The following is a 15,282-nucleotide window of genomic DNA, read 5'->3' on the forward strand; positions in this document are numbered from 1 at the left end:
GGTGGTCCCAGCGCACATGTCTGCGTCCGACTGTCGCAGCCGCCACCAGAAAACTTGATATCCAAGGCCGAAATGCCGGGTGGCGGCACCGGCCCCCACCCGGCGGTTCGGCGCCTCCGTCAGGGGTGGCTGCCGCCGTAGAAGGTGCGGCTGCTCAGGGTGCGCTTGACCTGGCGAACCTTGTTCTGCGAGTTCCCCTCGATCATCGTCACCGAACTTCCGGAAACCGATTTCACGATTCCGATGTGGGTGCTCGTGCTCGGGCTGGACGGGCCGGTGCCGAACAGCAGGACATCACCCTTGGTGGCCTTCTTCAGGTTGGCCTTGCCGTAGGACTTGCCGTGGCGCTTGCCCCACTTGTAAACGTCGCCGGTGAAGGCGTACTGGGGAATGCTCACCCCGGCCTTGCGCCAGACCCAGGTGGAGAACAGCGCGCACCACGCCACGCACATCTTGGAGTACTTGGTGCAGTTGCTGCCGTTCGGCTTCTCGCCGTTGCCCTTCTCGGCGTTGGCGATGCTGACGATCTTGTCCTTCAACGCCATGGCGTTGGCGTCGTCGGCATTCGTGTCGTCCGAAGACCCGCTTGCGGGGTCGAGCATGGGCACAGCGGCGTCGTCCTCTGTACTTCTGATCCGCTCCTCCTCCTCGGCCATGAACTGGCGCAGTTCCTCGCCCGCGAGCGGAGCGCCGTGCTCGTCGAGCACTTCCAGCACCGCAGGTGCGACGGCGCCGGGGTCGAACGGTGCGGCGATCGCGGGCGCGGACACCGAGCTGACGGCGACCGCCGTGCTCAGGCCGGCGACCGCGACACCGCGAATGAGACGCCGGAAAACGAAGTTCTCCATGGCTGCATCCCCTCGTCTGGTGCCCAGCGGCGGCAGGGGGTTGCCGCTGGAGCACCGCCGCGGGGGTCTCCCCGCGACCACTCCACCGTGCGCCGCCGCTCCTAAGCCAGACCCAAGGCGCGGTAAACCCGCAAGTGCTAGAGGGCGAGGGAGCGGACGAGGGACGGCAGCGACGCGGAGCGGAGCAGGTCGCCGGAGACCTCGGCGCGCTGGGCGATGAGGGTGTCCAGCAGCTCCCCCGCGTCCCAGACGTTGACGTTCATCGCCGCCATCACCCGCCCGCCGGAGAGCCAGAACGCGATGAACTCCCGCGCGGCCACGTCACCGCGGACCACCAGCTCGTCGCTCGGCCGGGCCACCCCGCGGAACTCCATGCCCAGGTCGTACTGGTCGGAGAAGAAGAACGGCACCTCGGCGTGGACCTCGTGGTGGCCCAGCATGTTCCGCGCGGCCATCGGTCCCTGGCCGAGCGCGTTCGCCCAGTGCTCCACCCGGACCTTCCTGCCCAGCAACGGATGCCGGACCGTCGCGACGTCGCCGGCCGCGTAGATCCCGGGCGAGGAGGTTTCGAGGTACTCGTTCACCACGATACCGTCCTCAATGGACAGTCCGGCAGCCCTGGCCAGCTCCACCCGCGGGCGCACACCGGCCCCGACGACCACCAGATCGGCCTCGACCAGCCCGTGGTCGGTGCGCACCCCGTCGTCCACGATCTCGGTGACCGTGACGCCCATGTGCATGTCCACGCCGTTCTCCGCGTGCAGATCGCGGAAGACCTCGCCCATCCGCACGCCGAGGACCGTCTGCAGTGGACTGTTGCGCCGTTCGACGAGGGACACCGACCGGCCGAGCCGCCGCACGGACGCCGCGACCTCCGTGCCGATCCAGCCGCCGCCGATCACCGCGATCCGCTCCGCGCCGTCCATCGCCGAGCGCAGCGCCTCCGCGTCGGCCATGGTGCGCAGGTAGTGCACGTTCGGCCGGTTCGCGCCAGGCACCGCGAGCGGCCGCGCCGTGGCCCCGGTGGCCAGCAGCAGCCGGTCGAACGGGATGCGCTCACCGGTGACCAGCACGACCTCGCGGTTCTCCCGGTCCAGCGCCGCGACGCGCTCGCCGACGCGCAGCTCGATGTCGTTGTCGGCGTAGAACCCCGCCGGGTGCACCCAGGACGCCGCCGCGCCGCGCAGGAACTCCTTGGACAGCGACGGTCGCTCGTAGGGCCGCCGGTCCTCCTCGCCGAGCAGCACGAGCCTGCCATCGAAGCCCTCGGCACGCAGGGTCTCGACGGCCTTCGCGCCCGCGAGCCCCGCCCCCACCACCACGAAGATTCGATCGCCACCCATGGGTGAACACCATGCAGCGCCAACGATCAAACGATCAACTATGCACGCGAACACCTACCTGTCAGGGTGACGCCCACCCCCCGGCTGTGCCGTTGCGGCTTAGTTACCCCGTGTAAGTGACGGGTTACTAGGCTGGGCGCCCTGCATCGGCCGCTGGAGAGGGGACATCGACCTGTGCTGGAGCCTGAGATCGGTCTCGTCGGCCGCGACGCGACCGCCGCGCTCGTGGAGTCGCTCATCGATCGCAAGCCCCGGTACCCGCTGCCCGTGCTGGTGGCCTTCGGTCCCGGCGGCAGCGGGAAGACCACGCTGCTGGACCACGTGCGGCGGCGGTGCGAGCCCTCGGTCCCGCTGGCGCGGGTGGACCTCGACGAGACCGGCTCCAAGTCCTGCCGCGACGTGCTCGACGCCGCGCACAACCAGCTGCGCCAGTACTACCACCCGCAGTTCGGCAGGCTGCGGATGCCGCGCTACGGGCTGGCCCGCGCGGTGCTCGGGGCGCGGCCACCGGCGGAGGCCGATCCGCTGCGCGCCGCGCGGGAGCTGATCAGCCGCGACGCGCGCACCCTCCCGACGGTGACCGACGCGCTGAGCAGCGCGGCCGAGGCGAGCACGCCGACGCAGTGGCTGGGCAGGCTGATGCGCCCGCTCGGCCGCTCGCTGGTCACGCTGACCACGGTGCTGCCCGGTTGGCTGCGCTGGATGGCCGGCTACCGCCAGGCGGCGGTACTGCGCTGGTACGAGCGCGAGGCCGGGCGCGAGCTGCTGGGGATGAGCCCCGGCTGCAAGGTCGACGCGGTGATCTCCCAGCTGTGGCACCTCGCCGACAGCGAGGACCGCAGGGACCGGCTGACCGTGGACCGGTTCCTGGTCGCGGCCTTCCTCGCCGACATCGAGGCCGCGTACCGGGGCGCCCGGCACCGCAAGGTCAACTGCGTGCTGCTGCTGGACGGGGCGGACCTGCTCTCCCCGATCGAGCTGAACCTGTTCCCGGTCGACCGGCCGGTGGCCCCCGCGCCCCCGACCGACGTGCTGGAGCTGCTCGCCGAGGCGCGATTACGCCATCCGGACCTGCCGCTGCTGGTGATCGCCACCAAACAGTCCACAGCGGACATCGAGGACATCCCGCTGCCGCACGAGCTCGCGAGCGAGGACGGTGGCGAACCGTCCCCTGTGGACATCGCGCGGGCGGTCTACTGGGGCTGGCGGAACCGGTTCGAGCGGTTCCGGCGGCCCGACAGCGCCTGCCTGCCGATCCGCCTCCGCCCGTTCACCAGGGACGAGACCGGGCAGTTCCTCACCCAGTGGACGCAGCGGCGGGCGGGAACGGTGGAGCGCCCCGCCCTGGTCTCCGAGCTGCACGAGGTCACCCACGGGCACCCGCTCGCGGTCCGGCTGGCGATCAAGGTCGTGGACCGGCGCTACGCCCGCGACCGCGTCGTCCCGCCCGTGCGCTCGGTCTTCGCGCAGCTGGTGCCCAACCCGGAGGCCGAGGGCGCCGACCGCACCGAGACCGTGGGCGAGTACCTGATGTTGCGCTTCCTGCAACGGTTCCGGGACAGCGACCTGTCGCAGCGCACGCTGACCAGGCAGCTGCTCGCCCGGCTGGCCGCGCCGAGGAAGCTGGACGTGCAGACGATCCGCCTGCTGGTCCCCGACCGCGACGCCGACGAGATCTGGACCAGCCTGTCCACCTACAGCTTCGTCACGCTCAGCCAGGACTGCGCGCAGCTGGAGTTCCACCCGCTGCTGCGCGACCTGCTGGCCGAGGAGCTGTTGCGCACCAACGGCAACCCCGACTTCACCCACGACCAGGTGCACCGGGCGCTGCGCGACCACTACGCGCGCCTGGGCAAGCACTCCGACCGGCTCTACCACTGCCTCGCGCTCGGTGACGTCCGCGCGGTCGCGCTCTACCTGGCGCCGCGCATCGCGCAGTGGCACGGGCGTTGGGCCGCGGAGCTGGAGGAGATCGCGGCCGCGCCCTACCGCTCCGATGTGGAGGTCGCGCCGCTGAAGGCGGGGCTCGGCTGGCTCAAGGGACCTCGGTTGCGCCGCGTGGAGGATCTTGTGCGGGCCACCTGGCGGTTGCGTTCGCGGACCGGAACCGCTTGGCGCGGCGGGGAACTCTTCCACGACGTACTCGACGGCTACCGCTCGCTCAACGCCGACGACGACCCTTCTGTGGCCCGGCAGCTCGCCCGATACCGTGCTCTGGTGCACGCCTCGCAGGACGGCAAACCCGCGACACCGCTGCCCCAGCTCCCGGAGTACTGCACCGGGGGCGGCAAACACCCCTATCCCCGGGTGTGGCCGCCGAGGTACGCCATCCGCAAGTCCGTCGCGGTCCTGTCCGTGGTGCTGCTCGTGCTCTACGGCGCCGTCTACGTCCGGCACGTGCTGGTGCACTGCGACCGCGACGGACCGCTGGCGGTGGGCACGGTGGCGGGCACCCTGTTCGACGACAGCCAGGTTCTGTCCAACATGGACGGTGAGTGCGTCGGGGTCACCGGGGCGGCGGGCACCTTCCTCGCCGACGAGAGCACCGCGAACGACGACGACCGCGAGGTCGCCGAGCTGACCAGGCTCATCAAGGAGCAGAACGACCTGGTGCTCAAGGAGGCCGGTCGCGCGGGCGGGCGGCCGTACGTGAGCATCGTGGTGGCCACCATGCTCAGCTCCACCGAGCGCCCCAAGCGGGACCTCTCGGCGGGCGTCAACGAGCTGCGCGGCGCCTACCTGGCCCAACGGGACTGGAACCGGTTCGGCACCTCGACCATCCAGCGCGGATTCCTGATCCGCCTGCTCCCGGCCAACTTCGGCGGCGACTCCGAGCACGCCGAGCACACCGCGGAGCAGATCCGCAGGCTCGCCGACGCCGATCCCACCGTGATCGCGGTCAGCGGGATGGGCCAGACCAGGGACGCCACCGTGCGCGCCGCCGAACTGCTCGGCACCGCGACCGGCGGTTGGACCGGCATCCCGATGATGGGCTCGGCCCCCTCCGGCAACACCTTCAGCGGCAAGCCCTACTTCTTCCGCGTGGCGCCGACCAACGCCAGGCAGGCGCAGGTGGCGATCGAGTGGGCGGTGACCGCTCGCCCCTTCCGCGGCAGGCAGCCGTTCCTGGTCTACAACCCCACCGACCGCTACAGCAGGGAGTTGAAGGAGGACTACCAGCGCGAGCTGGAGAAGGAGCAGCGCAAGCCGGTCCCCGAGCTGCGCGCCGGCATCGAGAAGCCCTACGAGGCGGGCACCACCGGCACCGCGAGCACCCTGCACACGCGGGTGCGCGAGATCTGCGAGGAGAACCCGCCGGACCTGCCCGGCCCGATGATCGTCTACTCCGGACGGGCCAACGAGCTGCCCACCCTGCTCGACGAGCTCAGCCGCAGCAGCTGCCGGGACGAGGCGATCATCCTCGGCGGCGACGACCTCTCGCAGCTGGAGACCGCCGGCTTCCGCGACCTCGCCGGTCGCGAGGACTACGCCAGCGAGCGGCTGTTCTTCACCACCTTCGGCCCCACCAAGCAGGGCTGGGAGGAGCGCGGCGAAGGGCGGCTGGAACCGGGCGTCGACCGCTTCTTCTCCGACCACCTCGCGGTGGAACGGGAACAGCGCCAGCGCGGCGGTCCGGCATTTCGGTCAGGGCCGAACGGTCACGTGATGCTCTCCTATGACGCCGTGCACCTGTTGCTCATCGCGGCCGAACGGGCCAGGACCGACGCGCGGGGGGTGCCCGACCGGCACCAGGTCTACCAGTCGCTGCGCGAGACCACGGGACCGCGGACCTACTCCGGGGTGACGGGAAAGGTGGACTTCGGCGCTCCTGACCGCGCTCTCGGGCGTGGCGGGGCGAATCCGCAGGACAAACTCGTGGTGGTGCAGGAAGTGATGAAACAGGACGGCCGTCTTGTTTCGTCCTACCTCACCAGCCGGGGCCGCTGACCGCTACCGTGGGCGGCCACCGCCTCCGGTGCGACCCTGCGTGACCAGGTGGGGACCCAGAGACCGACCGCCAATACGTCTCCTGGCTGATATCGATATCGGCAGTTTGATGGAGTATTTCCCACCGGCAGGTTTTCTAGGTATTTGTTGGCGGTTCCGGTTCCCCTCGGGAGCGCCGGACACCCGCAAATCCCCCACGCCGCGGAGGGCTCGTGCTACGCATACGCTTCGGACCCGACGATCTGCCGCGGATCCGCTTCTTGGTATCTCCCCTGGTGGAGACCCTGCTCAGTGTCCGGGTGCTGGCCCAGGCGGGCGGTGGCGCCGAGTTCGGCCGCTGGCGGCGCAGGCTCGCCGAGCTGACCAGGTCGGACTCGCTGACCCTGCTCGACCTGGTCCCCCAGGACCAGCCGCTGAGCACCGCGCTGGTCACCGCGCTCGGCGAACGCACGTCCTTCGACCGCGAACTGCAGGACCTGGCGACGCACTGCGAACAGCCGCTGCACCGGCACCTGCGGACGATCGACCCGCGCTCGGTCAGCGCCCCCAGCTGGATGTGGCACTCAGGTGGCCGCAGCGGCACGCGCATCCTGCTCACGGTGCTGCGCCGCTACCACGAGACGTGCCTGCAGCCGGACTGGGCGAAGCTGCGCGCGCACCTTGAGGCGGATCTGGCCGACCGGTCGACGGTCCTGCTCGCCAACGGAACGGAGCGGCTGCTCAGCGGCCTGCACCCGACGATCCGCTGGCGCGCCCCGGTCCTGGAACTGGCCGCGCCCCAGCGGTCCGAGGTCGACCTCGCCGGTCGCGGACTGGTGCTCGCTCCCTCGGCGTTCCTGCCCGAGGGGCCGCAGCTGATGCGCGACCTCAGCGGTCAGCCGATCCTGGCCTACCCGACCAAGGCCCGGTTCTCACCGGACGTGCCGTGGTCGGAGGACCCGCTGCGCTCCCTGGTCGGGCAGACCAGGGCGGCGATCCTGCGCGGGCTCGGCCAGGGCGGGTCGACCACCCAGATCGCCCAGCGCGTCGGCGTCAGCCTCAGCCGGGTCTCGGAGCACCTGACCGTGCTGCGGCACTGCGGGCTGATCGCCACCGCCCGTCAGGGCCGGTCGATGTGGCACGCGCCGACCGCGCTGGCGCAGCAGCTGCTGAGCACCACCACGACCCCCGCGGTCTCGCGCCGGACGCCGACGCCGGGCCAGGCGCCCGCGCTCGCCATCGCGGCGGACTAGGCGTCGCGACGAGGTTAGAGCGCGCTAACGCCGGGGGGCGGACGCTCGAAGGGCGCCCGATCTCGCCGATCGGGCGCCCTTCGAGGTCGGTCACCTGCAGGTGGTGAGCATCTCGCGCAGCGCGGACTTCTCCGCCTCGGTGACGTTGAGGGCGTAGGCCTTCTTCACCGCGATCCAGTCCTTGGCGTACCCGCACCAGCTGTCCTTGGCCGGCGGCTTCCACTGCGAGGGGTCCTGGTCGCCCTTGGAGCGGTTGGTCGCCGCGGACACCGCCAGCAGCTGAGGGTTGGCCAGGTCGTTGGCGAACTCCTGGCGGCGCTGGTCGGTCCAGGTGTCGGCGCCCGAGCGCCAGGCGTTGGCCAGCGGCACCGTGTGGTCGATGTCCATCTCGGTGGCGCTGGCGATCTCCTTGCCCTCGTAGCGGCTGACCCACTTGCCCGAGGTGGCCTTGCAGCTGGCGTCGGTGACCACGCTCTTGCCGTCCCGCTTGAGCACCGCCTCGCGGGTGTCGCACTTCTCGCCCTGGGTGATCCAGTGCTTGAACTTCTCCCTGGTGTAGCCCTTCATCGGGTGCCAGGCGGCGACGGTGAGCCGGTCGAGGTCGGCGCGGCTGGCCGCGGCGGAGTCCCCGGCGGGGGCGGGCCCCGAGGTGGTCGCCGGCGCGGAGCCGGTCGGCTCGGGGTCCTTCATGAACAGCGCGGCCGTCCCGGAGACGATCGCGATCACGGCAAGCACGGCGGCCAGAATCCAGCGCCCTCGGCTCACGCCAGTTCCTCTCACAACGACGGTGGACGAGCGCGCCGATCATGACGCATCCCCGGCGTGAGCGGATGGCGACCCTCCGTGGAGGGACGGAAATCAGCTGCGATTGGCGTGGTCGAGCAGCTCGCAGACCCCGGTGCCGACCACGGCCAGCCCGACCAGACCGGCGGTCGGCAGCACGCCGAGCGTCGCGGCGGTGAAGGCCAGGCCGGTGGCGATGGCCAGCAGCATCGGCGTGCCCCCCGGCGCGGGCCTGCGATGCACCAGCGACCGCGCGGCGCGGACCGCCCTGCGCAGCACGGGACGGCGCGAGGCGGGCGGGGTCACCGGCTCGGCGGCGGTGAACGCGGCGGTGTCGCGGACGACGGTCAGGCGCACGCGGCCGGGACTCACCGGGACGGACCTTCTGCGCGGCGCGCGCCGGGGGCGGACCGGCAGGGGCGCGGGGAAGGTGCTCTCGTCCAGCACGGCGGCTGCGGCGTGTCGGCTCACGTGGACCTGGTTTCTTCGTTCGACGAGCGGGTGCGCGGAGTGGATTCGCGAGAGCAGTCCAGTCCGACCAAGTGGATCTTGACAGCCCGGTGCGGACTGCGCCAGGGGAGTCAACCGGTCGACAGAGAGCGACGACTCCCCTGCCAGGCACAACGGTGCACCGTGGGCAAAGATCACCCATTCGAGTTAGTGCGCTCACCGCGCGATGTGGGGCGGTCGCCCCACACGCCGGGGCGGTGCGCTTGAGGCGGCCGCTCGGTGGTAAGCAGCACTCATGACCACGAAACAGGAGTCCGCGGTTCCGACGTCGACCGGCACGCGGGCCGGGGACGTGGTCAACGGCTACCTGCGCGAGCAAGTGGACGTCGTGCTGTTCCAGGAGGGCCGCGTCCGGCACCGCGAGCCCGACGCGCTGCGCAGGCTGCGGGTCGGCGTGCGCAGGCTGCGCAGCGGCCTGGAGGCCTTCCACCGGTTCCTCGACGCCGACCACGCGCGGTTCGTGGTGGCCGAGCTGTGCTGGTTCAACACGATGCTCGGGGACGCCCGGGACCTGGAGATGGTCCAGGCCAGGCTCAACGGCCAGATCGCGCTCACCCCGCCCACCCTGGTCCGCGGTCCCGTCGCGGCGCGCGCGGGCAAGTTCTTCACCGCCCGGCGCATCGAGCTGCACGAACGCGTCGTGTCCACTTTGGACAGCGAACGGCAGGCGCGGCTGCGCGTGGCCATGGAGCAGATCTTCGAGGACAGCTCCCCGGACGCGTCACTGGACGCCGCGTCGGTGCTGCCGGGCGAGGTGGCCCGCTCCTACCGCCGCCTGGAGTCGCGGATGGCCGCGCTGGCGGAGTACCGGCATCCCGGCCCGGAACGCGACGAGGCCCTGCACGACGTGCGCAAGGCCGCGAAGTGCGTGTGGGACGCGTCCATGGCCGCGGCCCAGGTCTGCGGTCGTCCCGCCGTCCGCTTCGGCAAGCAGATGCGCGACCTCCAGCGGTTCCTCGGGGTCCACCAGGACAGCGTGGTGTGCCGCCGCCTGCTGCGCGACCTCTCCGACGAGGCGGAGGAGCACGGCGAGAGCGCCTTCACCTACGGCCTGCTCTACGCCCGGGAGGAGCACCGGGCCCACGACGTCGAGCACGGCCTGCCCGGCGAGTGGCGGCAGCGCACCCGCGCCAAGCACCGCCAGTGGCTCACCCCCTCCTGACCCCGCTCTCCCCCTAACGCACCGCTCCGCGCCGGGCAACCGCCGGGATCGCTCTACGACTGGGATCACCTCGCCGCCGCGTTGGCGGACGAGCGGCCTTGGTGGGAGCCCGGGACCAAGCACGGCTACCACGCGGTGACCTTCGGCTTCCTGGTCGGCGAGATGCTGCGGCGGGCAACAGGGAAAACCGTGCGGCAGCTGACGGAAAAACTCGGCCTTGATGTCCACATCGGACTTACCGAGGTCGAGCGAGGCCGCCTCAGCGGCGTCGTGTTCGGACCGCCTCCGGAGCCGGCGACGCTCATGGACCCGGAATCGGTGACAGCCAAGGCATTCGGCAACCCACCCGACCTGGCGACGGTCGAGCTCACCGGGACGAGGTGGCTCGGCGCCGAGATCCCGGCGAGCAACGGGCACGCGACCGCACGCGGACTCGCGGCGCTCTACGCCCGGACGATCACCGAACCCTTTGTGCGCCAAGCGATCGCACCGATCAGCGACGGCCCCGACGAGGTGCTGTCCGCGCATTCCAGGTTCGCCTCCGGCTACATGCTGCCCAGCCCGGTGCGGCCGTTCTCCCCCGGCACCACCGCGTTCGGGCATCCCGGAGCGGGCGGCGCGCCGGCCTTCGGCGACCCGGACGTGGGCCTGGCGTTCGCGTGCACGCCGAACAAGCTGCGGACCGCGGCCTCCGGCAGCGACCCGCGCTGGGATCGACTGGTCGGCGCGGTCTACTCCTGCTTGAGCTGATCCGTCGCGGCCTGTGCGACGTGGCGCAGCACGAGCGTGGGCGTCAGCGCTCCCACGGTGAGCGAGCCGATGAACGCGCCCGCGACTTCGGCGACGTCCTTGGCCTCCGCGTCACCGACCGCGCCGGGGAGCAGGCCGCCGAACTCACCGCCGTGGCCCTCACCCGAGTGGTCGAGCCCGACGCTGACCACCGTCGCACCCTGCTTGACGTGCTCGGCGGTGATCAGTCCGCCCTTCCCCACCGCGGACACCAGCACGTCCGCCGCAGCCGTGATCGCCGGCAGCGCGGGCGCGTCCCCGTCCACGAGGGTGACCGAGGCCCCGGCGGCACGCAGCTGCAACGCCAACGGGATTCCCTCGCCCACCACGACAGTTCGCGCGCCCGCGAGCGGGATCTCCGCGTGCCGCAGGAGTTCCATCACCGCGACCGGGGCCACCGGGGAGAACGCGGGCAGCCCGTGCGCGAGCCTGCCGAGGGAGAGCGGGTTGACGCCCTCGACGTCCTTGGCCGGGTCGATGCGCTCGCGCAGCCCCTCGGCGGCGAGGAAGCCCTCGGCCACGCTGACCCCGTGAACACCGGGGTTCGCGGACAGCTCGTCGAGCAGTGCCGCGACGTCGACGGCGGGCGCGTCCACCGGCAGCACCCGCAGCACGACGCCGATGCCCAGCTCCTCGCCGTCCCAGCTCAGCTGCTCGCCGTGGAGCGCGCCGATCGGGTCCTCTTCGGGGATCAGCGCGGCGAGCCCGGGCCGCGCGGGCAGGGCGGCCACGGTGTCGGCCACCTCCGCGTACAGCGCCTCGGCCAGCGGCGAGCCGTCGATCTCCCGAAATTGATGCATGGTCACGGATGTTAGGTCAGCGAACGCTGACGAATCCCGACTCGTAGGCGAGGATCACGGCCTGCGTGCGGTCGCGGGCGTGCAGCTTGCCCAGCACGTTCCCGACGTGCGTCTTCACCGTCTCCACGCTGACGACGAGCTGCGCCGCGATCTCCGCGTTCGTCAGTCCCTTCGCCACCAGCCGAAGCACCTCGGCCTCGCGCTCGGTCAGCTGGGCCCCGCTGAGCGCGTCCCGCCTGCCGCCCGCGTGGTGCTCGGCGAGCGCGCGGATCGCGCCGGGGAACAGCAGCGAGTCCCCGCTGGCCACGGTGCGCACCGCCTGCACGATCTCCGCGGGCCGGGCGCGCTTGAGCAGGAAGCCGCTCGCACCGGCGCGCAGGGCGTCGTAGACGTAGTCGTCGTTCTCGAAGGTGGTGACCACCAGGATCTTCGGCGGATCGGCCATGGTCGACAGCAGGTGGCGGGTCGCCTGGATGCCGTCGACCGCGGGCATCCGCACGTCCATCACCACCACGTCGGGCTTCAGCGAGCGCACCAGCGGCACCACTTCGGCCCCGTCCGCTGCCTCGCCGACGACCTCCAGATCCGGCTCCGCGCCCAGGATCGCCCGCAGTCCGGTGCGAATCAGGTCCTCGTCGTCGACGAGCACAACTGTTGTCGTCATCTGATGTCCCCCAAAGGAAGAGCCACCGCGACCCTCCACAGTCCGTCTTCGGCACCAGCGGAGAACCGGCCGCCCAGGACCGTCACCCGCTCCCGCATTCCGATCAACCCCCGGCCGCCGCGCCCCGTGGGCCTGGTCGCACCGACCGGGTTCGTGACGTCCAGCTCCAGAACCCCGTCCAGCACGGCGATCCGCACGCGGACGTCCACTTCGCCCGCGTGCCGCAACGCGTTGGTCATGCACTCCTGCACGATTCGGTAAGCCTCCCTGGACACCGCCGGACGCACCCGGTCGAGGTCACCGGCAAGCTCGGCGTGAACCCGCGGTTTGTCCAGCAGTGAACGGATATCGGCGAGCGTTCGCTGCGGTGTCGTCCCTGCCGCGCGCTCCTCCCGCAGCAGTCCGAGCACGTGATCGAGGTCCTCCAACGCCGTGCGGCCCGCCTCCTCGATCGCCAGCAGCGCCTTGCGCACGAACTCCGGATCACTGTCGAGCACCAAGCGCGCCGCCCCGGCCTGCACGGTGGTCACGGTGAGCGCGTGGCCGACCGAGTCGTGCAGTTCGCGCGCCAGGCGGTTGCGCTCGGCGAGCTGTTCGGTGCGCCGCTCCAGGTTCGCGATCCGCTCCTCCGGAGACGGCCCGAGCAGCGCGGGCGCCAGGCGGCGGAGCAGCACGCCGAGCCAGAAGATCACGTACAGCGAGCAGGCGAAGAGCACCAACCCGGCGGGCACTCCCCACAGCGCCGCCGCGCCGCTGGGGAACTGCACGACCCCGGTGTCGGAGAACTGGATGCGCTGCTCCGGCACGACCGGGGCGATCATCATCGCCACGCCGAAGGTCGGCACGATCAACGTGATCAGCGCGATGACCCCACCGCACAGCAGGTGCAGCAGGAACCACGCAGCGGTGCGCCACCTGGTCCCCCACGAGCGCCCGTCCTCGGCGGAGTAGTCCGGCAGCGGCACGCCGAGCAGAGCGCGCACGGCGACGATCTCCACCATCCGCACCGCGGGGATGAAGCCGGTGATCACCGGCGGCACGACATTGGCCAGCACCATGATCAGCACCTGGGCGGGCGGCCACGGGAACCAGCCGCCGACCACCGTGCCGATCCCGGCGTCCAGCCCGACGAACGACAGCAGCAGGCCGCCGCCGGGCAGCAGCAGGATCCACGACCGGAACGTGAAGCGGCTGACCAGCGGACTCAGCACACGACGGAGACCGGTGCCGGTGCTCGATCCCGCAAGCGGATCTTCGCTCACGCTCCGATCCTCGCAGACAGCACCGTCCGCCGATCTCCCTCGCACGGGGGAGGCGGTTCGCGCCGCGGCGGGAGTTCCGCGCCGGACGGCCGGGACAGGCTGAGCGAGGTGATCGGCCTGGGCTCTCTGGGGGTGCCCAGGCCGATCCGGGCGAGAGGAGGCTCGTGACCGGCAACCCTGACCTGCGCGGTCCACTCGCGACGATCGCGGGCCACGGAGCGGTCGCGCTCGCCGTCCTCTACGTCGGGCTGCGGGCGCACTGGGCGTTGGGCGGCCAGGCGCTCCAGGAGTCGGTCGGCGTCACCGAACGACTCCTCAGCGATTCACTCGTGCCGCCGTGGGGTCTTGTGGGTGTTGCGCTGGCGATAGCCCTGCTGCCGGTCGGACTTCGCCGAACGCATTTCCGGCGCGCATTGCTGATTCCCGCGTGGATCGCCGTGGCGGCGCTGACCGCGCGCGGGGTCTCCGGGCTGTTGCTGCTGTATCCGCTGCGCGAGACGGTTCCCCCGATGAGCACGCCCGCGGTCCTGGCACTGGCCGCGTACTCGCCGGTCTTCCTGCTGTGGGCGGCCCTGCTCTGCGGCGTCACGGTCCTTTCGAGACCGCATTCCTGAACACCTACCCGAAACATCAGGAATGCGCCATATCAATTCTTCGAAGTGACAGTCGTGCTATCTTCGAATTCCCCACTCGGGAAATTCAGGAGGTGCCGTGACGGAAAGACTCGAAGACGCGCCGCCAGATCCGAAAGGGATTTCCGGTAACGCCGAGCTGGTCGCCCGGCTCAACGAACTGCGCACCTGGGCGGGAACCCCGTCGCTGCGCAGGCTGCGCTCGCTCGCGGGCCCCTCGGACACACTGCCCCCGGCGACGGTTTCGGACATCCTCACCGGAAAACGGCTGGCCAGGCTGCCCCGGCTGGAGTTCGTCGAGGCGTTCGTGCTGGCCTGCCTGCGCGCGCGGGACTACGACGAGGCGGAGCTGGCGGCGTGGACCAGGGCGTGGCGCGCGCTCGCCAACGCCGAGCAGTCACCGGTTCCGGCCGAGGCCGCACCGCCCGCTCCCGCGGCGCGGTGGTGGGCCCGGCGCGCGACCCGGGTGGCGTTCGCGCTGCTGTGCCTGTGCGTGCTGCCGGGGGCGCAAGCGGCCCCGGTGCTCGCCGACGTGACCCACACGGGGCCGGTGACCTGGTGGAAGCTCGACGACGGAGCCGGGACGACCGCCGAGGACGCGACCGGCTCCGGCGTGTCCGGGGTGCTCAGCGGTGGCGTCGCCTGGACGCCGACCGAGCTGGGCCCCGCAGTGGAGTTCGACGGCAGCGGCCGCGTGTCCACCGACCGGCGCGTCGTCGCGACCGAGAACGGCTTCAGCGTGACCGCCTGGGTGCGGCTCACCGCGACCGGGGACTGGGCGACGGCGGTCAGCGCCCGCGGCGGCGGGTTCGACTCGTTCCTGCTCGGCTACAACGGCGACGCGGACGCGTGGTCGTTCGCCGCGCCGCACAAGGACGACGGCGACGTGATCAGCGCGGCGCTGTCCGGGACGCCACCGCGCAAGGGCCGCTGGACCCACCTCGGCGGCGTCTACAGCGCGGTGACCCGGCAGCTGGCCCTCTACGTCGACGGCGCGGCGGTGGGCACCAGCGAGCTGCCCGCCGGGATGCGCGGGGCGACGGGCGCGTTCGACGTCGGCCGCGCGGTGCACCGGGGGCGGCACATCTCGGGCTGGCGGGGCGAGATCCGCGACGTGCGGCTGTTCGACCGGCCGATCAGCCGCACGGAGCTGCGCGCGATCACCGACGAGGCACTGCCCCCGGCGAAGAAGATTTCCGGCTGACCGCCTTTCCGGCCGGAAAAACGCTCGTCCAGCGCGTCCGAACCTGTCCGGGACGCGGTGCGGCCGTTGCCGGACACGGGCGGCCCGTCGGAGGTTCGGTCCCTT

At 71.6% G+C, this 15,282-nt stretch carries 12 protein-coding genes and 1 pseudogene; 6 read left to right on the forward strand and 7 right to left on the reverse strand.

The window, feature by feature from the left end:
* Positions 1 to 119: 119 nt before the first annotated feature.
* Both BLT28_RS16135 and BLT28_RS16140 read right to left on the reverse strand, forming a co-directional pair.
* Positions 120 to 848 (reverse strand): CHAP domain-containing protein, encoded by a 729-nt coding sequence (locus tag BLT28_RS16135; protein WP_052407700.1) that lies wholly within the window; start codon positions 846 to 848, stop codon positions 120 to 122.
* A gap of 137 nt (positions 849 to 985) precedes the next feature.
* Positions 986 to 2,191, reverse strand: coding sequence for an NAD(P)/FAD-dependent oxidoreductase (locus BLT28_RS16140; RefSeq protein ID WP_030431450.1), 1,206 nt, complete (start codon positions 2,189 to 2,191; stop codon positions 986 to 988).
* Positions 2,192 to 2,365: 174 nt separating this feature from the next.
* Between BLT28_RS16140 and BLT28_RS16145 the strand changes: the two genes are divergently transcribed.
* Complete coding sequence (locus tag BLT28_RS16145) at positions 2,366 to 6,139, forward strand: hypothetical protein (RefSeq protein WP_030431451.1); 3,774 nt, start codon at positions 2,366 to 2,368, stop codon at positions 6,137 to 6,139.
* 275 nt (positions 6,140 to 6,414) lie between these two features.
* Positions 6,415 to 7,371 (forward strand): ArsR/SmtB family transcription factor, encoded by a 957-nt coding sequence (locus BLT28_RS16150; protein WP_052407701.1) that lies wholly within the window; start codon positions 6,415 to 6,417, stop codon positions 7,369 to 7,371.
* A gap of 90 nt (positions 7,372 to 7,461) precedes the next feature.
* On the opposite strand, the gene BLT28_RS16155 is transcribed toward BLT28_RS16150, so the two are convergent.
* The gene (locus tag BLT28_RS16155; protein WP_407638818.1) at positions 7,462 to 8,106 is read right to left on the reverse strand and encodes an HNH endonuclease family protein; all 645 of its coding nucleotides are present in this window, start codon (positions 8,104 to 8,106) and stop codon (positions 7,462 to 7,464) included.
* A gap of 123 nt (positions 8,107 to 8,229) precedes the next feature.
* Positions 8,230 to 8,625 (reverse strand): hypothetical protein, encoded by a 396-nt coding sequence (locus BLT28_RS16160; RefSeq protein ID WP_030431454.1) that lies wholly within the window; start codon positions 8,623 to 8,625, stop codon positions 8,230 to 8,232.
* Positions 8,626 to 8,899: 274 nt separating this feature from the next.
* Here BLT28_RS16160 and BLT28_RS16165 point away from each other — a divergent pair, with 274 nt between their 5' ends.
* Both BLT28_RS16165 and BLT28_RS16170 read left to right on the forward strand, forming a co-directional pair.
* Positions 8,900 to 9,826, forward strand: a complete 927-nt coding sequence (locus tag BLT28_RS16165; RefSeq protein ID WP_052407702.1) for a CHAD domain-containing protein — start codon at positions 8,900 to 8,902, stop codon at positions 9,824 to 9,826.
* A 51-nt stretch (positions 9,827 to 9,877) separates the two neighbouring features.
* Positions 9,878 to 10,576, forward strand: a pseudogene (locus BLT28_RS16170) (serine hydrolase domain-containing protein); the annotation flags it as partial.
* On the opposite strand, the gene BLT28_RS16175 reads toward BLT28_RS16170, so the two are convergent.
* The 3 genes from BLT28_RS16175 to BLT28_RS16185 are packed head-to-tail and all read right to left on the reverse strand — an operon-like array spanning position 10,558 to position 13,341.
* On the reverse strand, positions 10,558 to 11,415 hold the full coding sequence (locus tag BLT28_RS16175) for a bifunctional 5,10-methylenetetrahydrofolate dehydrogenase/5,10-methenyltetrahydrofolate cyclohydrolase (RefSeq protein ID WP_156051264.1): 858 nt from the start codon (positions 11,413 to 11,415) through the stop codon (positions 10,558 to 10,560). The pseudogene BLT28_RS16170 and the gene BLT28_RS16175 overlap by 19 nt on opposite strands.
* A 16-nt stretch (positions 11,416 to 11,431) precedes the next feature.
* Positions 11,432 to 12,079, reverse strand: a complete 648-nt coding sequence (locus BLT28_RS16180) for a response regulator transcription factor (protein WP_030431458.1) — start codon at positions 12,077 to 12,079, stop codon at positions 11,432 to 11,434.
* A complete protein-coding gene (locus tag BLT28_RS16185) occupies positions 12,076 to 13,341 on the reverse strand; it encodes a sensor histidine kinase (RefSeq protein WP_063766637.1) in 1,266 nt (421 codons plus the stop codon). The genes BLT28_RS16180 and BLT28_RS16185 overlap by 4 nt, the downstream gene beginning before the upstream one ends.
* A gap of 164 nt (positions 13,342 to 13,505) precedes the next feature.
* Between BLT28_RS16185 and BLT28_RS16190 the strand changes: the two genes are divergently transcribed.
* Together BLT28_RS16190 and BLT28_RS16195 are read left to right on the forward strand one after the other, a co-directional pair.
* Positions 13,506 to 13,955 (forward strand): DUF3995 domain-containing protein, encoded by a 450-nt coding sequence (locus BLT28_RS16190; protein WP_030431460.1) that lies wholly within the window; start codon positions 13,506 to 13,508, stop codon positions 13,953 to 13,955.
* 97 nt (positions 13,956 to 14,052) lie between these two features.
* On the forward strand, positions 14,053 to 15,177 hold the full coding sequence (locus BLT28_RS16195) for a LamG domain-containing protein (RefSeq protein WP_030431461.1): 1,125 nt from the start codon (positions 14,053 to 14,055) through the stop codon (positions 15,175 to 15,177).
* Positions 15,178 to 15,282: the final 105 nt, after the last annotated feature.

The organism is Allokutzneria albata (assembly GCF_900103775.1).
GTDB classification, from domain to species: Bacteria; Actinomycetota; Actinomycetes; order Mycobacteriales; family Pseudonocardiaceae; genus Allokutzneria; species Allokutzneria albata.

What these genes read in the sequence shown, in the direction of transcription:
- BLT28_RS16135 (WP_052407700.1), bottom strand. Translation starts at nt 848, where the DNA reads ATGGAGAACTTCGTTTTCCGGCGTCTCATTCGCGGTGTCGCGGTCGCC.
- BLT28_RS16140 (WP_030431450.1), bottom strand. Translation starts at nt 2,191, where the DNA reads ATGGGTGGCGATCGAATCTTCGTGGTGGTGGGGGCGGGGCTCGCGGGC.
- BLT28_RS16165 (WP_052407702.1), top strand. Translation starts at nt 8,900, where the DNA reads ATGACCACGAAACAGGAGTCCGCGGTTCCGACGTCGACCGGCACGCGG.
- BLT28_RS16175 (WP_156051264.1), bottom strand. Translation starts at nt 11,415, where the DNA reads ATGCATCAATTTCGGGAGATCGACGGCTCGCCGCTGGCCGAGGCGCTG.
- BLT28_RS16180 (WP_030431458.1), bottom strand. Translation starts at nt 12,079, where the DNA reads ATGACGACAACAGTTGTGCTCGTCGACGACGAGGACCTGATTCGCACC.